Raw genomic sequence first — 19,648 nt, 5'->3', positions numbered from 1 at the left:
TATCGTGCACGGCCCCATAAAGGCCAGCCCGATCGCAAAGGAATCTCGCATCCATGCAGATCGGCCGCCGCATCCCGGCGGCGGACGCTTTGCTCTTCGGGATGGCCTTTACGGGGCTTTAAGCATGGTTATTGCTGTGGCCCGAGATCGTGTTGACGTTCCTGGCAGGTTTTTATGACTTAGCAAAACGCACGAGATTTTCAGTAACGAAACAAAGGCGGGCAGTGGAGTAAAGCGTCCGCCGCAGGGATGCGGCGGTCGAGGCTACAGGGATGTATTCACGCCGACTTTACGCAACGCCCGCCTTTGTTGACTGACCAGCACGGTTTAACCAATAAAAAGCCGCGAATCTTTCGCGGCTTCATTTATCAAATCACCGTATCACCGTATCACCGTATCACCGTATCACCGTGCCAGTCGGTAATACGCCTCGTTCCAGCGCAGTGCGTCTTTAAACGCGGGCAAACGTGTCTCTTCATCGATCACTAGCACTTCAATGCCGTTCAGCTCGCCGTACAGGTACATATCGTCCAGATCTAAGGCCTGACTAAACACCGTATGATGGGCACCGCCCGCCAAAATCCAGGCTTCAGACGCGGTCGCCAGCGAGGGTTGTGCACGCCACAGCGCGCGGGCAACCGGCAATTTCGGCAGCGGTTTTGGCTGTTCAATGGCATCGACTACATTCACCAGCAGACGGAAGCGATCCCCCATATCGATCACGCTGGCATTCACCGCACGACCTGCTGGCGTTGAAAAGATCATGCGCGCGGGGTCAGATTTGCCGCCGATGCCAAGGAACTGCACGTCAATTAACGGCTTGGACTCTTTAGCAATCGATGGACACACTTCCAGCATATGCGAACCTAACACCAGATCGTTGCCCGGTGAGAAGTGGTAGGTGTAATCCTCCATAAACGAGGTACCACCGGCACGGTTCCCGGCCTGGACTTTCAGGATGTGCAGCAGTGCAGCCGTTTTCCAGTCACCTTCACCTGCAAAACCATAACCCTGACCCATCAGGCGCTGTACCGCTAAACCGGGCAACTGTGTCATGCCATGCAAAGTCTGGAAGTTGGTAGTGAACGCTTTACAGCCTTCATCGTCGAGGAAACGTTTTAACCCCAGTTCGATGCGTGCGGCATCCAATACGTTCTGGCGCTTATCGCCATTAACTGATGCGGCATCGCTGAACAGATACTGACTCTCATACTCGTCGATCAGCGCACTCACTTCCCCCTCGCTCACGCTATTCACCACCTCGACCAGATCGCCGACACCCCAGCCATTGACCGAATAGCCGAACTGAATCTGTGCGGCGACTTTATCGCCTTCGGTAACGGCCACTTCACGCATATTGTCGCCGAAGCGCGCCACTTTCAGCTGCTGACTGGCCTGCCTGGCCAGTGCGGCGTTGATCCAGCGCGCGATGCGTTGCTGGCTGGTTTTATCCTGCCAGTGGCCGGTCACCACGCTGTGCTGCAGTCCCATACGTGCGCCTATAAAGCCAAACTCACGGCCGCCGTGCGCGGTTTGGTTGAGGTTCATAAAATCCATATCCATGCTGTCCCACGGAATCTCCGCGTTAAACTGGGTATGGAATTGCAGCAGCGGTTTATTCAGGATGCTCAGGCCGCCAATCCACATCTTGGCGGGAGAGAAAGTATGCAACCAGGTAATGATACCGGCGCATTGATTATCGTGATTGGCTTCGCGGCACAGCGCGAGCGCTTCATCTGGAGATTTCACCAACGGTTTCAACACCAGCGGCACCGGTAAATTACCTGCCTGATTCAGGCCGTCCATTACCTGGCGGGCGTGCTGCTCCACCTGGCGCAAGGTTTCCGCTCCGTAGAGGTGCTGAGTACCAATCACAAACCAAACGTTCTGTTCCATTTACTGCTCCTTACTTGGCGGATGCGGCGTACTGCGGTTCAGCAGCCTGGCACCAGTTTTGATAACGTTGATAAAGTTGCTGATAGCCCGCTACGCGCAGGCTGTTGGGCTGCAATGTCACCGCAATGGGGCTGGCCATCACCTGCTGGGCAGCAGGTACATCGGCATGCACGCCGGCAGCCACGGCGGCAAAAATGGCCGCACCTAAAGCGCAGCACTCATCGGAGGCGACAATATCCAAGGGTCGGTTCATCACATCGCAGCACGCCTGCATGATGGCGGGGGATTTACGTGCAATACCGCCGAGTGTCAGGATGCTCTCCACCGGGATCTGCTGCTGTTCGAAACACTCCATAATGGCGCGTGCGCCAAAAGCGGTGGCGGCAACCAGGCCGCCAAACAGTGCGGGAGCATCGGTACCCAGATTCAGGTCGGTGATCACTCCTTTCAAACGCTGATTGGCATCTGGGGTGCGGCGACCGTTGAACCAGTCAAGGATCACCGGCAGATGATCAAGCTGCGGATCGGCGGCCCAGGCTTCGGTCAATGAGCGGATTAAATCCTGTTGCATTGCGGCTAGCTGAGGTTGTAATTCGGGATGACGCGCCACGGCCTGCTGCAATGGCCAGCCGAGCAGGCGACTAAACCAGGCGTATATATCGCCAAATGCGGACTGGCCCGCCTCACAGCCGATAGCACCCGGCATCACGCTGCCGTCTACCTGGCCGCAAATACCTTTAATCGCGCGGTCACCGACTTTTTCGCTATCAGCTATCAGGATGTCGCAGGTGGAAGTGCCAATCACCTTCACCAAGGTATAAGGCTGTGCGCCCGCGCCTACCGCTCCCATGTGGCAATCAAATGCGCCGCCAGACAGGATCACCTGTTGCGATAATCCCAAACGCTGCGACCACTCAGCAGAGAGCGTGCCGACCGGCACATCGGCGGTATAGGTATCGGTAAACAGCGGAGAATCGAGTTGCTCAACCAGCAGTGGATCGAGGGCGCGGAAAAAATCGGCGGGTGGTAAGCCACCCCATTCAGGATGCCAAAGCGATTTGTGACCGGCGGCGCAGCGTCCACGACGCAGCTGCGCTGGCGCCGTGTTGCCGCTCAGCAAAGCGGGCACCCAGTCGCACAGTTCCACCCAAGACACTGCCGCATCACGCACTGCAGCATCGCTGCGTGACACATGCAGAATCTTGGCCCAGAACCACTCCGATGAGTACACACCGCCAATGTAGCGGGTGTAATCAGTGAAATGACCGTTACGGCACAGCTGGTTAATTTCTTCCGCTTCTTCGATAGCGGTGTGATCTTTCCACAATACGAACATGGCATTCGGGTTGGTGGCGAATTCCGGTCTTAACGCCAGAACCTGGCCGTCTCGATCAATCGGTGCGGGGGTGGAACCCGTAGAATCCACGCCGATGCCGACCACAGCTGCACGCTGTTGCGGTGATAACGCTTGCACTACCGCGACTACCGCCTGTTCTAACGCATCAATATAGTCTTGTGGATGATGGCGAAAGCGATTGGCGTGCGCATCGCAGAAATCACCCTTCGCCCAGCGTGGATAGTTCACCACGGCTTTTTCCAGCTCTTTACCACTGTGGCACTCCACGGCGAGGGCACGCACCGAGTCACTGCCAAAATCCAGCCCAATTGTTATGGCGCCAGCACCCATTGGGATTCTCCTGTGTGAGTTATCTGGCTCTATCCTGGAATGCGGCTGTTTAAGCGGTTAGTCATCGCTGGCTGAGAACATGCACTTTTCTGCTATCGACGAGGATGTGTGATCGGCAGCAAAAGTTAATGACTGGTTAATTTCGCTGAATATATGGAGGATTTTGTCATCGTTTTGGGATGTGATACCGCTCTACATTTTTCCTTTCCATTCCCGCTACAACTAGCCCAGCGTTTGCACAGCCTTTGTACAAACCTTGAGCTAACGCGCTGATTTTGCGCTGTACCCGAACGTGAAATCTGATTGGTAGCGTTTACACCGATTCGTTATTAACAGCGATAAAACACCATTGTGCCGGAGAGCATCATGCATAAATTCACTAAAGCGCTGGCGGCGGTAGGTCTCGCCGCGGTTATGTCACAATCCGCTATCGCCGAGACCATGAAACTCGGTTTCCTCGTTAAACAACCGGAGGAACCTTGGTTCCAGACTGAATGGAAATTCGCCGACAAAGCGGGCAAAGATCTCGGCTTTGAGGTCATCAAAATCGCGGTACCGGATGGCGAAAAAACGCTGAATGCCATCGATAGCCTGGCGGCGAGCGGTGCCAAAGGTTTCGTGATCTGCACGCCCGATCCCAAGTTAGGCTCCGCCATTGCCGCCAAAGCGCGTGGTTATGGCCTGAAAGTCATCGCGGTAGATGACCAGTTCGTCACTGCTAAAGGCAAGCCAATGGATACCGTGCCGCTGGTGATGATGGCCGCGACCAAGATTGGCGAGCGTCAGGGGCAGGAGCTGTATAAAGAGATGCAAAAACGCGGTTGGGATGTGAAAGAGACCGGCGTGATGGCGATCACTGCAAACGAACTGGATACCGCGCGTCGTCGTACTGGCGGCTCGATGGATGCGTTGAAAGCAGCCGGCTTCCCGGAAAAACAGATCTATCAGGTACCCACCAAATCGAATGATATTCCTGGCGCCTTTGATGCCGGTAACTCGCTGTTGGTGCAGCATCCAGAAGTCAAACACTGGCTGATTGTCGGCATGAATGACAACACCGTGTTGGGCGGCGTGCGTGCGACGGAGGGGCAAGGCTTTAAAGCCCCTGACGTGATTGGCATTGGTATCAACGGCGTGGATGCGGTCAGTGAACTGTCAAAAGGCGCACCCACCGGATTCTACGGATCGCTGCTGCCTAGCCCGGATGTGCACGGTTATAAGAGCAGCCAGATGCTCTACAACTGGGTGACCAAAGGTGAAGAGCCACCGAAATTTACCGAAGTCACAGACGTAGTGCTGATCACCCGCGACAACTTTAAAACTGAGTTGGCGAAGAAAGGGCTGATGTAATTGATGGAGGTCGCCATTAATGGCGACCCTACGAATGGCAAATGATGAACGCGATATGTGAACCGATTGAGGTCGCTGTTAAAGGCGAGCTTACGAATGACGAACGCGATATGTGTAGGGTGCGCATTCATGCGCACCTGAGATCCAGCATGATTCAGGAGTTTCCATGAATAGCACTGATTCCGCTTTTCTCTCTTTTCATGGCATTTGCAAAACCTTTCCCGGCGTGAAAGCGCTGCAGGACATCTCATTCCAGTGCCGCGCCGGGGAAGTGCACGCGCTGATGGGCGAAAACGGTGCCGGGAAATCGACGCTGTTAAAGATTTTGAGCGGCAGCTATCAGCCCACAGAGGGTGAAATCCGTATTAAAGGGGAGGTGAAAACCTTCAACAACACCGTTGAGGCGTTGGATGCGGGCGTGGCGATTATTTACCAGGAACTGCATCTGGTGCCGGAAATGAGCGTCGCGGAGAATATCTATCTCGGCCAACTGCCGCACAAACGTGGCTTGGTTAATCGTAAGCTGCTGCGCTACGAGGCCGATTTACAGCTTAAGAACCTCGGCATGGATATCGATCCGGATATGCCTTTGAAATATCTGTCGTTGGGGCAGTGGCAGATGGTAGAGATTGCGAAAGCGCTGGCCCGTAACGCGCGCATTATCGCGTTTGATGAGCCGACCAGTTCGCTCTCGGCTCGTGAAATTGAGCATCTGTTCCGTGTGATCCGACAACTGCGCGACCAAGGCCGCACGGTGCTGTACGTATCTCACCGTATGGAGGAGATCTTTGCCCTGAGCGATGCCATTACGGTGTTCAAAGATGGCCGCTATGTGCGCACGTTTACCGACATGAAAAATACCGATCACGATGATTTGGTGCAGGCGATGGTAGGGCGCAATCTCGGCGATATCTACGGCTACGCACCCCGCGCGCTCGGCAAGGTACGCCTGCAGCTGGAAAACGTCGAAGCGAAGGGCGTGCGTATGCCGATTTCCCTCCAGGTAAGAGCCGGTGAAATTGTCGGTTTGTTTGGGCTGGTCGGTGCCGGACGCAGCGAATTGATGAAAGGGCTGTTTGGCGCCACCAAATTGCGTGGCGGTACGGTGACGCTGGATGGCAAACAGCTCAACATTCGCCAGCCGATTGATGCCATTCGCGCCGGGATCATGTTGTGCCCGGAAGATCGTAAGACCGAAGGCATCATTCCGGTGCACTCGGTGCGAGACAACATCAACATCAGCGCGCGTCGCCACAATCTCACCGCCGGTTGTCTGATTAATGCCAGTTGGGAAGCGAAAAACGCCGATATCCACATCCGTTCGCTCAACATCAAAACCCCCGGCCCGCAACAGCTGATCATGAATCTCTCCGGTGGCAACCAGCAGAAGGCGATCCTGGGCCGCTGGTTGTCGGAAGAGATGAACGTGATCCTGCTGGATGAGCCGACGCGCGGTATTGATGTCGGCGCTAAACACGAAATCTACAACCTGATTTATCAGCTGGCCAATAAAGGGATCGCGGTGCTGTTTGCCTCCAGCGATCTGCCCGAAGTGATGGGATTAGCGGACCGCATCATTGTGATGCGCGAAGGGGAAATTGCCGGTGAACTCACACACGATGCGGCCACGGAACAGCTGACGCTGAGCCTGGCGATGCCGAAAACCACTCAAGCGGCCGCCGTGGCCTGATGTAAAGGAGAGCAATAATGGCTTCATCTACCACTTCCAACACGCCACCCGCGCAGCGCCATGGCCTGCAACTGGGGCGGATTTGGGACAACTTCGGCATGCTGGTGGTGTTTGCGCTGCTGTTTATCGTCTGCGCCATCTTTGTGCCGAATTTTGGTTCACTGATCAACATGAAAGGGCTGGGTCTTGCGATGTCGATGTCGGGTATGGTGGCGTGCGGCATGCTATTCTGCCTCGCTTCCGGCGATTTCGACTTGTCTGTCGCCTCCGTGATCGCCTGCGCTGGCGTGGTCACCGCTGTCGTGATCAACATGACGGAAAGCCTGTGGATTGGCGTGGCAGCGGGTTTGCTGCTGGGCATGGCCACCGGGTTTATCAACGGTTTTGTGATTGCCCGGCTAAAGATCAATGCGTTGATCACCACCCTGGCGACCATGCAGATTGTGCGCGGCCTGGCGTACATCTTCTCGGATGGTAAAGCGGTGGGTATTGAAGATGAACGTTTCTTCACTCTCGGCTACGCCAACTGGTTGGGTGTGCCGGCCCCCATCTGGCTCACCATTGCGACCATGATTGTGTTTGGTTTCCTGCTCAACAAAACCACCTTTGGACGCAATACGCTGGCGATCGGCGGCAATGAGGAGGCGGCGAGACTGGCAGGGGTGCCGGTGGTGCGCACGCGCATCATCATCTTCATTTTGTCAGGTCTGGTGTCGGCAGCCGCGGGTATTATTCTGGCATCACGTATGACCAGCGGCCAGCCGATGACATCGCTGGGCTATGAGTTGATTGTGATCTCTGCGTGTGTGCTCGGCGGAGTATCACTGAAAGGCGGCATCGGCAAAATTTCCTATGTGGTGGCCGGGGTACTGATTTTAGGCACGGTTGAGAATGCGATGAATTTATTGAATATCTCGCCGTTCTCACAGTATGTGGTGCGCGGTTTGATACTGTTAGCGGCGGTGATTTTTGACCGCTACAAACAGAAAAATAAAGCGATCTAATGCTGGATTCTGTAGCGGCGGCCTCCAGGCCGCCCGCAAATTACGTTTCAGTGAGGGCACTATGTACCATCGTGAACCGCCAAATGAGCAGCAGAACCCCTTATTACCGGGCTACCCGTTCAACGCCTGGCTGGTGGCGGGGCTGACGCCAATTAATGCCAACGATCAGTTGGATTTCTTTATTGACCGCCCTCTGGGTATGAAGGGCTACATCCTGAATCTGACCATCAAAGGTCAGGGGCGGGTATTTGATGGTGAATCGGCTTTTGATTGTGAGCCGGGTGACCTGCTGCTGTTCCAGCCAAAAACGCCGCACTACTATGGCCGTTCCCCGGACAGCCCTTGTTGGTTCCATCGCTGGGTTTATTTCCGCCCACGCGCTTACTGGACCGACTGGCTGCAGTGGCAGGATGAGAGTCAGGGCGTAGGGCGCTTACGCCTGTCCGAAGCGCAGCGTGCTGAATTCGATCGCCTGTTTGCCAGTATCGAGCAAACGCACAATTCGGGGCGTCGCTTTGCGGAAGAACTGGCAATGAATCTGCTCGAACGGTTGCTGCTGCGTGCCGTGGAAGAGGACCCACGGAGCCATCAGCAAATCCGCGATCCTCGCGTGATTGAGGCCTGCCAGTACGTCACCAATCATCTGGCGAGTGAAGTCAAAATTGAGGAAGTGGCACGGCATGTCTGTTTATCGCCTTCGCGGCTGGCGCATCTGTTCCGTGAGCAAATGGGCATCAACTTGCTGCGCTGGCGCGAGGATCAGCGCGTTATCCGCGCCAAGTTGCTGCTGCAAACTACCCAGGAACCGATTGCCTCGGTCGGTCGTGAAGTGGGTTATGACGACCAACTCTATTTCTCTCGCGTGTTCCGCAAACGGGTGGGTGTCAGCCCCAGTGATTTCCGTCGGCGTAGCCAGGATGCACACGATGCTTTAGTGGCTCAGGAGAGCTGGCAATCGGCACGGAGTGCGATCTCCTGAGTTTTCAGGTGATTCCACCTTGTTCTTACTGACTGATTCGTCTTAAATCAGTCTGGTAACGAACAAGAGGAATGAGAATGAGCGATAAATTACGTGTCGGCCTGATGGGCTACGGCTTTGCCAGTAAAACCTTCCATGCACCTTTGATCGCTGGAACGCCGGGTGTTGAACTGGCCGCGATCTCCAGCAGCGATGCCAGCAAAGTGCACGCTGACTGGCCATCGGTGCAGGTGGTGGCGGATCCGCAAGCGTTGCTGGATGACCCGACACTGCAACTGATTGTAATTCCTACCCCGAACGATACCCACTTCCCGCTGGCAAAAGCAGCGCTCAATGCCGGTAAGCATGTGGTTGTCGATAAACCGTTTACCGTGACGTTGTCACAAGCGCGTGAACTGGACGCGTTAGCCAAAGCCAAAGGGCTGCTGCTGTCGGTATTCCACAACCGTCGTTGGGACAGCGATTTCCTGACGCTGAAAACCTTACTGGCGGACGGTACGCTGGGCGACGTGCGTTATCTGGAATCCCATTTTGACCGTTTCCGTCCTGAAGTGCGTCAGCGCTGGCGTGAGATGAAAGGGCCGGGCAGCGGTATCTGGTTTGATCTGGGGCCGCATGTGCTGGACCAGGCGCTGCAGCTGTTTGGTCCACCGGTGGCGATCAATGTGGATATGGCCGAGCTGCGCCCAGGCGCACAAACCACCGACTACTTCCATGCGGTACTGACCTATCCTACCCGCCGCGTGGTGCTGCACGCCAGCATGTTGGTGGCGGCTGAGTCAGCGCGTTTCGTGGTGCACGGCACGCGTGGGAGCTACGTGAAATATGGCCTGGACCCGCAGGAAGATCGTCTGAAAGCGGGCGAACGTCCACCGCGTGAGGACTGGGGCTACGACATGCGCAACGGCACACTGACACTGGCGGAAGGCGATGTGATGGTGGAAAAAGAGCTGTTAACGCTGCCGGGCAACTATCCAGCCTACTATGCAGGCATTCGTGATGCGATTGCTGGCACCGGAGCAAACCCGGTCGAGGCTGAAGAGGCAATTCAGGTGATGGAGCTGATCGAACTGGGTCTGCAGTCTGCCGAGAAGCGCCAGACGATGTCGCTGAAGTAACAGGATAACCTGATACAGGCTGTGCGTTGATTGAAACGGTCACCATAAATGGTGACCGTACAATTTATGATGCGCAGATTGGGATAATCACCTTTTAGGGTGGCCCAATATTGTAAGGTGCGCATTTTTGCGCACCTTATTATTTATCCCGCGACGCGTGCTCGCAGCGCCGCTTTCTCTGTATCACTCAGGAAGGCAATGGTCACGCCATTTTCCTGTGCCTGACGCATCTCTGCGGCGGTTAACCCTGCCTGCGGTGCTGCAACCTGATACTCATGTGCCAGTTCCACACCCTGAACTGCAGGATCATCCGTATTGATGGTGGCGAGAATGCCATGCTGCAGGAAGGCTTTCAGCGGATGGGTGGCCAGTGAGGCAACGGTGCTGGTCTGAATGTTTGACGTGAGGCATGACTCCACGCCAATGCGCTGCTCGGCGAGGAAATCCATCAGCGCACGATCTTCAATCGCTTTCACACCGTGGCCGATACGCTCGGCACCCAGCTCACGAATGGCCTGCCAGATGCTTTCTGGACCAGCGGCTTCACCGGCGTGCACAGTAATACGGAAACCGGCGTCACGGGCGCGATTGAAATGACTGAGGAACTCACTGCCTGGGAAACCTAACTCGTCTCCTGCCAGATCCACCGCCGTGATGCCATCACGGTGTGCCAGTAAACCTTCCAGTTCACGCAGACAGGCTTCATCACCGAAGGTGCGGCTCATGATGCCGATCAGATTGACATCCACACCATACTGTTTTGCGCCTGCACGCACACCATCAATGACGGCTTCAACCACACCGGCAATTGGCAGATTGTGGGTCATGGCCATATAACCCGGCGAAAAGCGCAGTTCTGCGTAGTGAATACCTGCACGGGCGGCATCTTCGACGTTTTCCAGCGCAATGCGGCGACAGGCATCGAGATCGCCTAAAACTTTTACGCCCCAATCCAGTTTTTGCAGGAAGCTAACCAAATCCGGTTCGTTGGCGGTGACTTGCACGTGCGGACGCAGTTCGTCGAGGGTATGAGCAGGCAGAGCAAGATTAAACTGGCGGCCTAAATCAAGAATAGTTTGTGCGCGGATGTTGCCATCAAGATGGCGGTGGATGTCAGTCAGGGGGAGTTTCAGGTCAATCATGTCGCACTCGCTAAAGTTACATAAAGTGCAGAGCATTATAAAAACATCTTGCGCAACAGCGCCAGTGATTTGCGCAAAGCGAGAAAGGGATGCTGAAATAATCAGCATCCACAGGCTATTAACTGGCGTGTAAAGCCGCCAGCAAACGATCCAGACCCTCATCCAGCTTGCTGCGCGGGCAGCCAGCATTTAGACGCAAATACCCTCGGCTGGCTTCGCCATAAGTAGAACCCGGCATGATCGCCACCTTGTAGTGATGGATTAACTGCTGTTGCAGGGCCTGCTCATCAATACCGAGGGGATTAAGGTCAATCCATGCCAGATAGGTTGCCGCAGGCGGCTGCCAGTCGAGATCCGGAAATGCGCCATTCAGCCGCAGGGCAATATGCTGCATATTCTGCTTCAGGTAGTCCCGCAGAGCATCGAGCCAGGGCGCACCCTCACGATAGGCTGCGATGGTAGCAGCGACGGCCATCACCGCCGGAGACGACAAACCATCCTGCTGTTTGAGCGCGTGGAACCACGCCTGGCGATCGGTGGCATCTGGGATGATGCCCCAGGCCCCGGTCAGCGCCGGAATATTGAAGCTCTTAGATGCAGAGGTGAACAACGCCCATCCGGACTGCGCCACCTCGCTCCACGGCGTATGGCGCTCCGAGCCAAGCACCATATCCATATGGATCTCGTCGCTGATCACCTTCACACCGTAACGTTCGCACAGCGAGGACATCTGCTGCAATTCCGCCTTCTGCCATACTTTGCCAGTAGGATTGTGTGGGCTGCACAGCAGCATCACTTTGCATTGCGGCCGCGCCAGCAATGTCTCCAACTGAGCCATATCACAGAGCCAGCTGTTGCCCTGACGCTGTAGAGGCAGTTCCAGCACGCGGCGCTGGTTGCCGTTGATGGTGTTGTAGAACGCATCGTAAGCTGGCGTATGGATCAGCACTTCGTCACCGGGCTGGGTCCAGTGGCGCAGCATCTGCGCCACCATGTAGATCACCGACGGGCCGTAGACCAGTGACTCGGCGGCGACGGTTGTGCTAAAGCGGCGCTGCATCCAGTGCTGCAGGGCAGCGAGGAAATCATCATGCTGCCAGCGGCTGTAGCCAAACACACCGTGTGCCACACGCTGTTGCAGGGCATCAAGAATGCAGGGCGCGGTCGCGAAATCCATATCTGAGATGGTGAAAGGCAGCAGATCCGCCACGCCGAAGCGGTCAGCAACAAAATCCCACTGTGTACACCAACTGCCGTGGCGATCCACCACACGATTAAAATTGAACATATCCATCATGCCACCGAGGTGCTCATCAGGTGTGCCATCTCATCTTTCACCGACTGGACTTGCGGGCCAATCACCACTTGCAAACTGGTTTGATTGAGATGGACCACGCCAATCGCACCATTGGCTTTCAACGCGGCATCATCCACTTTGCTCATGTCCACGATGGACAAGCGCAGGCGGGTCAGGCAGTTATCCAGCGAAGTGATGTTTTCAATGCCACCCAGTGCCGCCAGCATAGCCGGTGTGTTGTAACCGGATTTCCCCACGCCAGCACGACTCACCTGTTGTTCAACACTGCTGGTTTCTGCTTCTCGGCCAGGGGTTTTGATATTGAAGCGAGTGATGGCGAAACGGAAAATCGCGTAATAACCGACAAACCACACGGCAGCGATCACCGGCACCCAATACCACTTCGTGGAGAGGCCGTGCAGCACGCCGAATACGAAGAAGTCGATGACGTTGCCGTCGGTATTACCAATAGTCACGCCGAGGATTGCCATCACGGTAAAACCTAAACCAGTCAGCAGCGCATGGATTAAGTACAACACGGGCGCGACAAACAGGAACAGGAATTCAATCGGTTCGGTAGTGCCACCGACCACGCAGGCCACCACGCCAGAGATCAGCAATCCTTTAATTTTATGACGATTCTCAGGACGGGCGCAGTGATAAATCGCCAGCGCCGCACCCGGCAATCCACCGAGGAAGGCTGGCATCTTGCCTTGCGACAGGAAGCGCGTGGCACTCTCGGCAAAGCCATGGGTCTCTGGGCAGGCTAACTGTGCCTGGAATATGGTCAACGCGCCGCTGACACTTTTGCCGCACACGTCCAGGGTGCCGCCGGCATCAGTGAAACGGATGATTGCCACCAGAATATGTTGCAGACCGAAGGGCAGCAGTAAACGTTCGCCGGTACCGAAGATCATCGGACCAAATTCACCTGCGCTGTTAATGACCCAACCTAAACCGGTTATCGCACGGGCAAAGAATGGCCAGATCAATGGCACCACCAGGCCCAGCAGGCCCATCACCACCGTGGTCACAATCGGTACAAAACGCGTGCCGCCAAAGAAGGCCAGTGCGTCTGGCAGACGGATATTGTGGAAGCGCTCATGCAGCCAAAACACCACCACACCCACAATCACCGCGCCGAGAATACCGGTGTCGATCGACTGAATGCCGAGAATGTTCTGTACGTTATTGGCTTTCAGCACGGCCGCATCAGTGGTAGGCAAAATGCCATTGATGTTCAGCCAGAAGTTGACGCTGAGGTTGAGCACGGCATAACCGACAAAACCGGCGAAGGCGGCCACGCCTTTATTCTCTCGCGCCATGCCCAGCGGGATAGCAATCGCGAACATGACCGGCAAGTAGCTGAAGGCAAATGAGCCCAGCTTGGCCATCCAGATAAACAGATACTGCAGCAGTGGCTGATCGAGCATCGGGATCAGCGTCAGCACATCATGGCTGCTAAGTGAGCTGCCTATCCCCAGCAGGATGCCGCAGAACGACAGCAGGGCAACAGGTAACATAAAGGTTTTACCCAAACTCTGGAAAAATTCCCAAAGTGACATTTTGGGTCGGCTGGCGGACATAGTCTCTCCTGGCAAAAAGGGGGTAAGTAATCAATTAGGTAAACAATGATAAAACGTTTTATCAAGCGTTTTTGTGTTTATAGTCACAAAGCATGACTAATGCTGGGCTTTATTTTTGCAGAAATCAGTGTAACGTTTTACCTCTTTGTTTCTTCATCAGTTGTTGGAAACGGAACGCGATGTCCCAGCAAAAAACCACTATCCACGATGTCGCACAGGCTGCCGGGGTATCGGTCTCTACTGTCTCGCTGGTGCTCTCAGGTAAAGGGCGCATCTCGTCGGCGACGGCGGAGCGGGTGAACCAGGCGATTGAGCAACTCGGCTATGTGCGTAACCGTTCAGCATCGATTTTGCGCGGTGGGGAGAGCGGGGTGATTGGCCTGATCGTACGCGATCTCAGCCAACCCTTTTATGCCGCGATGACCGCCGGTCTGAGTGAAGTCCTTGAGGCGCAGGGTAAAGTGTTAGTGCTGACGCAAAGTGGTCAGCATGGGCAAAATCTGCAGCGCTGTTTCGATTCCCTGGCGGCGCAGGGTGCCGATGGCATTGTGCTTGGCGGCGCGGTGGCGCAGGCGGAGACGTTAATTGTGCAGGCACGGGAGCAGAACATTGCTTTGATCTGCGCGGCCCGTGCCAGCAGCCTGGATAAGGTGGATTCGCTGCGTCCGGACAACAGCCAGGCCGCACGTATCGCGACTGAATATCTGATTCGCCAGGGCCATCAGCGCATCGCGTGGGTGGGGGGATTGGGTTCATCCTTAACCCGCGCCGAGAGGATTGGCGGCTATTGTGCCACCTTAGTGCAATACGGATTGCCGTTTCGTGCCGACTGGATCATCGAGTGTGACGAACGCCAACAGAGTGTCTCGACATTGACACAGGACCTGCTGCATCACCATCCGCGCATCACTGCCATCATTGCCCATAATGCCAGCACCACGCTTGGTTGCTATTTTGGCGCGTTGCACAGTGGTCGCTCGTTGGGGGAAGACGCGGTCGACAGTTATTTCACGCAAAAGATGGCGCTGGTGGGCTTCAATGATGATCCGCAACGCGAATCCTGTGATGGCTCTTTAACCTTTGTCAGTAGCGAGGCGAGGGAAGTTGGCCGTCGTGCGGCTGAACGAATATTGCAGCGCTTGTTGCATCCGGAAGAGGACGTGCAAACCTTGATTGTGCCGCCGCTGTTAGTGCGCGGGGGTTGAGGAGGCGAGATTAATGGTGCAGTGTTTGCCAGTTAATCGCATGAGGGTCACCATTCATGGCGACCCTTCGACGATCGTGCGCGTTTTTCGTCAGGTGCGCATTCATGCGCACCTGGAAGCAACTTACTCCGGCATGCCTTCACTGGTCTGTGCGCCCAGCATATAGCGTGACAGGAACTGCTCCAGCGACATCTTGTCACCGTTCATCGTCACCTGGCCGTTGCCATACTGCAGGCTGGTGGTGATGTTGTCATCCTGCTGCTGTGTCAGACGGAACATCTGTCCCATTGCCGCGAGCCCTTTCACCTGCTGATCCGCCAGTTTCTGCGCATCATCACCCTGATAACCTTCTGCCAGGCCGACATGGCGCATGGTTTCGGTTGCCATTGGCATATTGATGTTCAGTTTGCCATCCAGCGATTTCAATACGCGGTCAACGGCGGCACCGAGGTTCTGGGCTTCACCGGTCACAGTGGCTGGATCGTTGAAACCGATAGTGAGGTTGAAGGTGCTTTCCCCTTTGTCATTTTTCCAGCTCAGTGGCGCAATGCTGATATTTGGCGAGCCTTTTAACAGGGTCGGCAGGTTCGCTTTCAGGATGTTTTGTACACTGGCCTGATAGCGCACCGGATCTTCCGTCACGCCAGGCTGATTCAGCAATGCCTGCTTCTGCGCGTTGTAGTTATCCGAGAAGGTTTTCACTGCCTGCGCGTCAAACTGCGAAAACTTCATCGCTAGTTTCGCTTCGCCAAACGGCTGTTTTTGCAGGCTGATGTTGCCGACATTCACATCCAGATTGCCGCCGATCTTGCCGTCTTTGTTATCAAAGGATGACTTGGTATCCAGCTTCTCCAGTGACAAACCTTCCTGGCCGTTGATGCTGGCGTTGAGTTTATCCAGACTGATGGACTGATCGCCGACGCGCACACCTTCCGGGCTAAGATGGGTATCGCCATTCAACTTCAGGCCGTTGAGGGTGAACAGGACCGGCTGCTCAACCTGATTTTTGCTGGTGACGGCAATGCTGGAGAAGTCGCCATTCAGGCTGACTTTGTCACCTTTGCTGTCTGCACTGATCTCCAGCGTGCCGCCATTGGTGGCAAGGCGATCGCCAGTCTGCGCGTTGTTGTAGTCTACGGCCAGCAGATCCAGCGCGGTATCCGTTGCGCCGCTGTAGCCGACACGCGTATCGGCGGTGACCAGTGATTTGCCGTTAGTCAGTTCAAACAGTTTCTTCACTGCATCGGTGTTTTCCAGCTCGGTATGAACCGATGCCATGCTGGGGATCAGGCTGCCACGCTTCAGTTGGGCAAACGGGAAGGGGCCGTGATCGATGGTTTCATTCAGCACGATGCTTTGACCCGGCTTCAGCAGCGGATTATCTTCCGTTTGCGAGCTGGCCTGAATCACCAGCTTGGTTTTGCTGCTAAAGACACCGCGTTGATAGTCCTGATAGCTGAGGGTCAGGCGGCTGTTCGGTGCATAGGCATTCAACTGCGTGTTGGCGTTTTGTAACATCTGATCCATGTGGCTTTCCAGCTGCTTGCCGGTAAACCAGGAAGCACCTGTCCAGATCACACCGAGCGCTACAATCACACCTACGGCTACCTTGGTCTTTTTCATCGCTGAGTCGTCCTTATCCTTGGGTCCGCACGCCGTTATGAGGGGCGCCGAGTGAAGAAAAACGCCCGCAGGCGTTTTAAATTAATAGTTTGAAAGAATAGCAGTTAATGCTGGCAGCGTCAGCCGAATCAGTGGAGCGCGTTGAAGACGCGCGCCAGCCGTCCGGTGCCCGCGACATTAACCGGTGACTCGCTCGCGGCGATAAAGCAAGATTCACCCGGTTTTAATACCAGCTGCTCCCCTGATTTCTCTACCACTGCCTGACCCTCAATACAGAACAGCAGAGCAGCACTCTGTTGCGCCAGAGATTGTGGCGTGGCGGAAAGTGCGTGGATGGCAAAGGCAAAATCGTCGACCGGGATCGGGAAGTTGAGGGTATCGCCCTGTTGCTGCGGTTGCGTCAGCAGCGTCGCAGCCGGTTTGGCCTCAAACTTCAGATTCGCCATCAATTCGGGAATATCGATAAATTTCGGCGTCAAACCTGCACGCAGCACGTTATCGGAGTTCGCCATTACTTCCAGCGCAACGCCTTTGAGATAAGCATGCGGCGTTTCGGCAAACAGAAACATCGCCTGGCCCGGTTGCAGGGTAATCACATTCAACAACAGCGGGGAGAACAGGCCGGTGTCGTCCGGGTAATCATGCGCGATCAATTTGATGGTCTGCCACGGCTCGCCTTCGCGTGAATTCAGCGCCGATTTTAACACCCCTAAGGCCAGTGACTTCGCGTCACCTTTCAGTGACAGCAGCGTAGCAAATAGCTTCGCGAGGGTGTCTTCATTGGCATTTTCCAGGAAATGGGCAATCTGCGGATGCGCGCCCGCAACAGGCTCCAGCAATGAAACCAACTCATGCATTTCACGGAAGCCGTTCATCGCCTGAAACGGTGTCAGGGCATAGACCAGTTCAGGTTTATGGTTGGCGTCTTTGTAGTTGCGCTCGGCGGCGCTGAGTGGAATTCCGGCGGCATTTTCACGAGCAAAGCCTGCTTCTGCGGCGGATTTACTCGGGTGAACCTGAATGGAGAGGGCTTGATCGGCGCACAGTACTTTAAACAGAAAGGGTAACTCGCCAAAGCGATCCGCCACCGCTTTACCCAGCACGCTCGCCTGATCGTCATTGATGACATCGCGCAGGGAACGGGTTGCTCCGTTGATTTCAACTGTCGAAGGGCTTTTCGGATGGGCACCCATCCACAGTTCCGCCATCGGCAATCCTTGCGGATTGGCAATGCCATAAAGTTCGGTCAGTGCAGTTTTGCTGCCCCAAGCGTAATTTTGCAGCGAATTGTTCAATTTTTGCATCGTTTACCCTTAATAACCGTAAGTAAATAGGCTTATTAAAGCAGAAAGTGCCATAGAAAATACATCAACAAGTGCAATAAGCGCGACAGGCTCGCATAATGTTAATTTCTTGTATGTGACAATCTTGCTCGCTCATTGGCGTCGCGGGAAGACGACCTGAGCGGAAACCTCAAAATCTGAGCTAAGGAGACGTAGTCATGGCAGCTAATCGCATTGAAAAAGATTCAATGGGACCGATCGAAGTACCGGCAGATAAGTTATGGGGCGCACAAACCCAGCGATCGCTGGAGCATTTCCGTATTTCCACCGAGAAAATGCCGGTCGCGCTGGTGCACGCACTGGCGTTGACCAAGCGCGCGGCGGCGCAGGTTAACCGCGATCTCGGCCTGCTACCAGCGGAACGTGCAGACGCGATTTTGAAAGCTGCTGACGAAGTGTTAGCCGATAAACACAGTGAAGAGTTTCCGCTGGCGATCTGGCAGACCGGTTCCGGTACCCAGACCAACATGAATATGAATGAAGTGCTGGCCAACCGCGCCAGTGAAATTCTTGGCGGCGAGCGTGGCATGTCACGTTTGGTGCATCCAAACGATGACGTCAACAAGAGCCAAAGCTCCAATGACGTGTTCCCCACCGCCATGCACGTGGCCGCGGTCATCGCCGTGCGGGAGCAGCTGATTCCGCAGATTCATGTGCTGAAAAAGACCCTGAGCGAGAAGTCTGAAGCCTTTAAAGACATCGTCAAAATTGGTCGTACCCACCTGCAAGACGCCACACCATTAACACTGGGCCAGGAGATTTCTGGCTGGGTAGCGATGCTGGAACACAACCTCAAGCACATCGAACACAGCATTCCTCACGTGGCTGAACTGGCGCTGGGCGGCACTGCCGTGGGTACTGGACTCAATACTCATCCAGAATATGCTGTGCGCGTGGCGAAAGCCTTGGCCGACCTGACTCAGCAGCCTTTCGTGACGGCACCCAACAAGTTTGAAGCCTTAGCGACCTGTGATGCGCTGGTGCATGCGCACGGTGCGCTGAAAGGTCTGGCCGCGTCATTGATGAAAATTGCTAATGACGTCCGTTGGTTAGCCTCGGGTCCACGTTGCGGCATTGGCGAACTGGCTATCCCCGAGAACGAACCGGGTAGCTCAATCATGCCGGGTAAGGTAAACCCGACGCAGTGTGAAGCCCTGACCATGTTGTGCTGCCAGGTAATGGGTAATGATGTGGCGGTGAACATTGGTGGCGCGTCCGGTAACTTTGAATTGAACGTGTTCCGCCCGATGGTGATCCACAATTTCCTGCAATCGATTCGCCTGTTGGCTGATGGTATGGACAGCTTCAATCACCATTGCGCCGTGGGTATCGAACCGGTGCGTGAGCGCATCGATCAGCTACTCAATGAATCACTGATGCTGGTGACCGCGCTGAATACCCATATCGGCTATGACAAAGCGGCAGAAATCGCCAAGAAAGCGCACAAAGAGGGGCTGACGCTGAAAGGCTCTGCACTGAAACTCGGCTATCTGACGGAAGAGCAGTTTGACGAGTGGGTGCGACCGGAAGAGATGGTTGGCAGCATGAAGCAATAATGTGTATGCCAGCGCAAGGCTGGCCTTAGATAATGTGCCCTTTTTGACAACACACACCCAAGCCGATGAGCAGGCTGGGGGCGCATGGAGGCAGGCATCCGCAGCGCTGAACGGCGTGAGTATGCCAGGAGAGCCCGCAGGACGCGGGCGAAAGGTGGCGTTGGAACATGGA

General features: G+C 55.2%; 14 protein-coding genes. 7 read left to right on the top strand and 7 right to left on the bottom strand.

All coding sequences use genetic code 11. The annotated features are described in order from the left end of the window. Positions 1 to 405: 405 nt before the first annotated feature. Together araA and ACPUC8_RS19775 are read right to left on the bottom strand one after the other, a co-directional pair. Positions 406 to 1,896, bottom strand: coding sequence for an L-arabinose isomerase (gene araA / locus ACPUC8_RS19780; protein WP_494927127.1), 1,491 nt, complete (start codon positions 1,894 to 1,896; stop codon positions 406 to 408). A 10-nt stretch (positions 1,897 to 1,906) separates the two neighbouring features. After that, on the bottom strand, positions 1,907 to 3,583 hold the full coding sequence (locus ACPUC8_RS19775) for a ribulokinase (RefSeq protein ID WP_058973613.1): 1,677 nt from the start codon (positions 3,581 to 3,583) through the stop codon (positions 1,907 to 1,909). 366 nt (positions 3,584 to 3,949) lie between these two features. Here ACPUC8_RS19775 and ACPUC8_RS19770 point away from each other — a divergent pair, with 366 nt between their 5' ends. From ACPUC8_RS19770 to ACPUC8_RS19750, 5 genes are all read left to right on the top strand, one after another. Further along, positions 3,950 to 4,933, top strand: a complete 984-nt coding sequence (locus tag ACPUC8_RS19770) for an arabinose ABC transporter substrate-binding protein (protein ID WP_039331001.1) — start codon at positions 3,950 to 3,952, stop codon at positions 4,931 to 4,933. A 166-nt stretch (positions 4,934 to 5,099) separates the two neighbouring features. Continuing rightward, a complete protein-coding gene (gene araG, locus ACPUC8_RS19765) occupies positions 5,100 to 6,623 on the top strand; it encodes an L-arabinose ABC transporter ATP-binding protein AraG (RefSeq protein WP_039331000.1) in 1,524 nt (507 codons plus the stop codon). A 17-nt stretch (positions 6,624 to 6,640) separates the two neighbouring features. Next, on the top strand, positions 6,641 to 7,627 hold the full coding sequence (gene araH, locus ACPUC8_RS19760; protein WP_039330999.1) for an L-arabinose ABC transporter permease AraH: 987 nt from the start codon (positions 6,641 to 6,643) through the stop codon (positions 7,625 to 7,627). Positions 7,628 to 7,688: 61 nt separating this feature from the next. Next, positions 7,689 to 8,606, top strand: coding sequence for an arabinose operon transcriptional regulator AraC (araC, locus tag ACPUC8_RS19755; RefSeq protein ID WP_039330998.1), 918 nt, complete (start codon positions 7,689 to 7,691; stop codon positions 8,604 to 8,606). Between the two features lie 77 nt (positions 8,607 to 8,683). Next, positions 8,684 to 9,724, top strand: coding sequence for an oxidoreductase (locus tag ACPUC8_RS19750; RefSeq protein ID WP_039330997.1), 1,041 nt, complete (start codon positions 8,684 to 8,686; stop codon positions 9,722 to 9,724). 143 nt (positions 9,725 to 9,867) lie between these two features. On the opposite strand, the gene add is transcribed toward ACPUC8_RS19750, so the two are convergent. From add to malX, 3 genes are all read right to left on the bottom strand, one after another. Next, positions 9,868 to 10,866 (bottom strand): adenosine deaminase, encoded by a 999-nt coding sequence (gene add, locus ACPUC8_RS19745; protein WP_494927126.1) that lies wholly within the window; start codon positions 10,864 to 10,866, stop codon positions 9,868 to 9,870. A gap of 118 nt (positions 10,867 to 10,984) precedes the next feature. Beyond that, on the bottom strand, positions 10,985 to 12,154 hold the full coding sequence (locus tag ACPUC8_RS19740) for a MalY/PatB family protein (protein ID WP_494927125.1): 1,170 nt from the start codon (positions 12,152 to 12,154) through the stop codon (positions 10,985 to 10,987). A 5-nt stretch (positions 12,155 to 12,159) separates the two neighbouring features. Then, positions 12,160 to 13,749 (bottom strand): maltose/glucose-specific PTS transporter subunit IIBC, encoded by a 1,590-nt coding sequence (gene malX, locus ACPUC8_RS19735; protein WP_494927124.1) that lies wholly within the window; start codon positions 13,747 to 13,749, stop codon positions 12,160 to 12,162. A 179-nt stretch (positions 13,750 to 13,928) separates the two neighbouring features. Here malX and malI point away from each other — a divergent pair, with 179 nt between their 5' ends. Then, positions 13,929 to 14,954 (top strand): Mal regulon transcriptional regulator MalI, encoded by a 1,026-nt coding sequence (gene malI, locus ACPUC8_RS19730; protein ID WP_058972658.1) that lies wholly within the window; start codon positions 13,929 to 13,931, stop codon positions 14,952 to 14,954. Positions 14,955 to 15,077: 123 nt separating this feature from the next. Here the strand turns inward: malI and ACPUC8_RS19725 are convergent, their stop codons facing one another. Both ACPUC8_RS19725 and manA read right to left on the bottom strand, forming a co-directional pair. After that, positions 15,078 to 16,577, bottom strand: coding sequence for a YdgA family protein (locus ACPUC8_RS19725; RefSeq protein ID WP_494927123.1), 1,500 nt, complete (start codon positions 16,575 to 16,577; stop codon positions 15,078 to 15,080). A 128-nt stretch (positions 16,578 to 16,705) separates the two neighbouring features. Continuing rightward, positions 16,706 to 17,881, bottom strand: a complete 1,176-nt coding sequence (gene manA, locus ACPUC8_RS19720; RefSeq protein WP_494927122.1) for a mannose-6-phosphate isomerase — start codon at positions 17,879 to 17,881, stop codon at positions 16,706 to 16,708. Positions 17,882 to 18,078: 197 nt separating this feature from the next. On the opposite strand from manA, the gene fumC reads away from it, so the two are divergent. Next, positions 18,079 to 19,476, top strand: a complete 1,398-nt coding sequence (fumC, locus tag ACPUC8_RS19715; RefSeq protein ID WP_039333599.1) for a class II fumarate hydratase — start codon at positions 18,079 to 18,081, stop codon at positions 19,474 to 19,476. Positions 19,477 to 19,648 lie beyond the last annotated feature (172 nt).

Source organism: Pantoea sp. CFCC18177, assembly GCF_059412425.1.
The sequence above is the reverse complement of the archived record's forward strand: the minus strand, read 5'-3'. Positions and strand labels throughout refer to the sequence as shown.

What these genes read in the sequence shown, in the direction of transcription:
- araH (WP_039330999.1), top strand. Translation starts at nt 6,641, where the DNA reads ATGGCTTCATCTACCACTTCCAACACGCCACCCGCGCAGCGCCATGGC.
- add (WP_494927126.1), bottom strand. Translation starts at nt 10,866, where the DNA reads ATGATTGACCTGAAACTCCCCCTGACTGACATCCACCGCCATCTTGAT.
- araC (WP_039330998.1), top strand. Translation starts at nt 7,689, where the DNA reads ATGTACCATCGTGAACCGCCAAATGAGCAGCAGAACCCCTTATTACCG.
- ACPUC8_RS19725 (WP_494927123.1), bottom strand. Translation starts at nt 16,577, where the DNA reads ATGAAAAAGACCAAGGTAGCCGTAGGTGTGATTGTAGCGCTCGGTGTG.
- araA (WP_494927127.1), bottom strand. Translation starts at nt 1,896, where the DNA reads ATGGAACAGAACGTTTGGTTTGTGATTGGTACTCAGCACCTCTACGGA.
- ACPUC8_RS19750 (WP_039330997.1), top strand. Translation starts at nt 8,684, where the DNA reads ATGAGCGATAAATTACGTGTCGGCCTGATGGGCTACGGCTTTGCCAGT.
- ACPUC8_RS19740 (WP_494927125.1), bottom strand. Translation starts at nt 12,154, where the DNA reads ATGTTCAATTTTAATCGTGTGGTGGATCGCCACGGCAGTTGGTGTACA.
- manA (WP_494927122.1), bottom strand. Translation starts at nt 17,881, where the DNA reads ATGCAAAAATTGAACAATTCGCTGCAAAATTACGCTTGGGGCAGCAAA.
- malX (WP_494927124.1), bottom strand. Translation starts at nt 13,749, where the DNA reads ATGTCCGCCAGCCGACCCAAAATGTCACTTTGGGAATTTTTCCAGAGT.
- malI (WP_058972658.1), top strand. Translation starts at nt 13,929, where the DNA reads ATGTCCCAGCAAAAAACCACTATCCACGATGTCGCACAGGCTGCCGGG.
- ACPUC8_RS19770 (WP_039331001.1), top strand. Translation starts at nt 3,950, where the DNA reads ATGCATAAATTCACTAAAGCGCTGGCGGCGGTAGGTCTCGCCGCGGTT.
- ACPUC8_RS19775 (WP_058973613.1), bottom strand. Translation starts at nt 3,583, where the DNA reads ATGGGTGCTGGCGCCATAACAATTGGGCTGGATTTTGGCAGTGACTCG.
- fumC (WP_039333599.1), top strand. Translation starts at nt 18,079, where the DNA reads ATGGCAGCTAATCGCATTGAAAAAGATTCAATGGGACCGATCGAAGTA.
- araG (WP_039331000.1), top strand. Translation starts at nt 5,100, where the DNA reads ATGAATAGCACTGATTCCGCTTTTCTCTCTTTTCATGGCATTTGCAAA.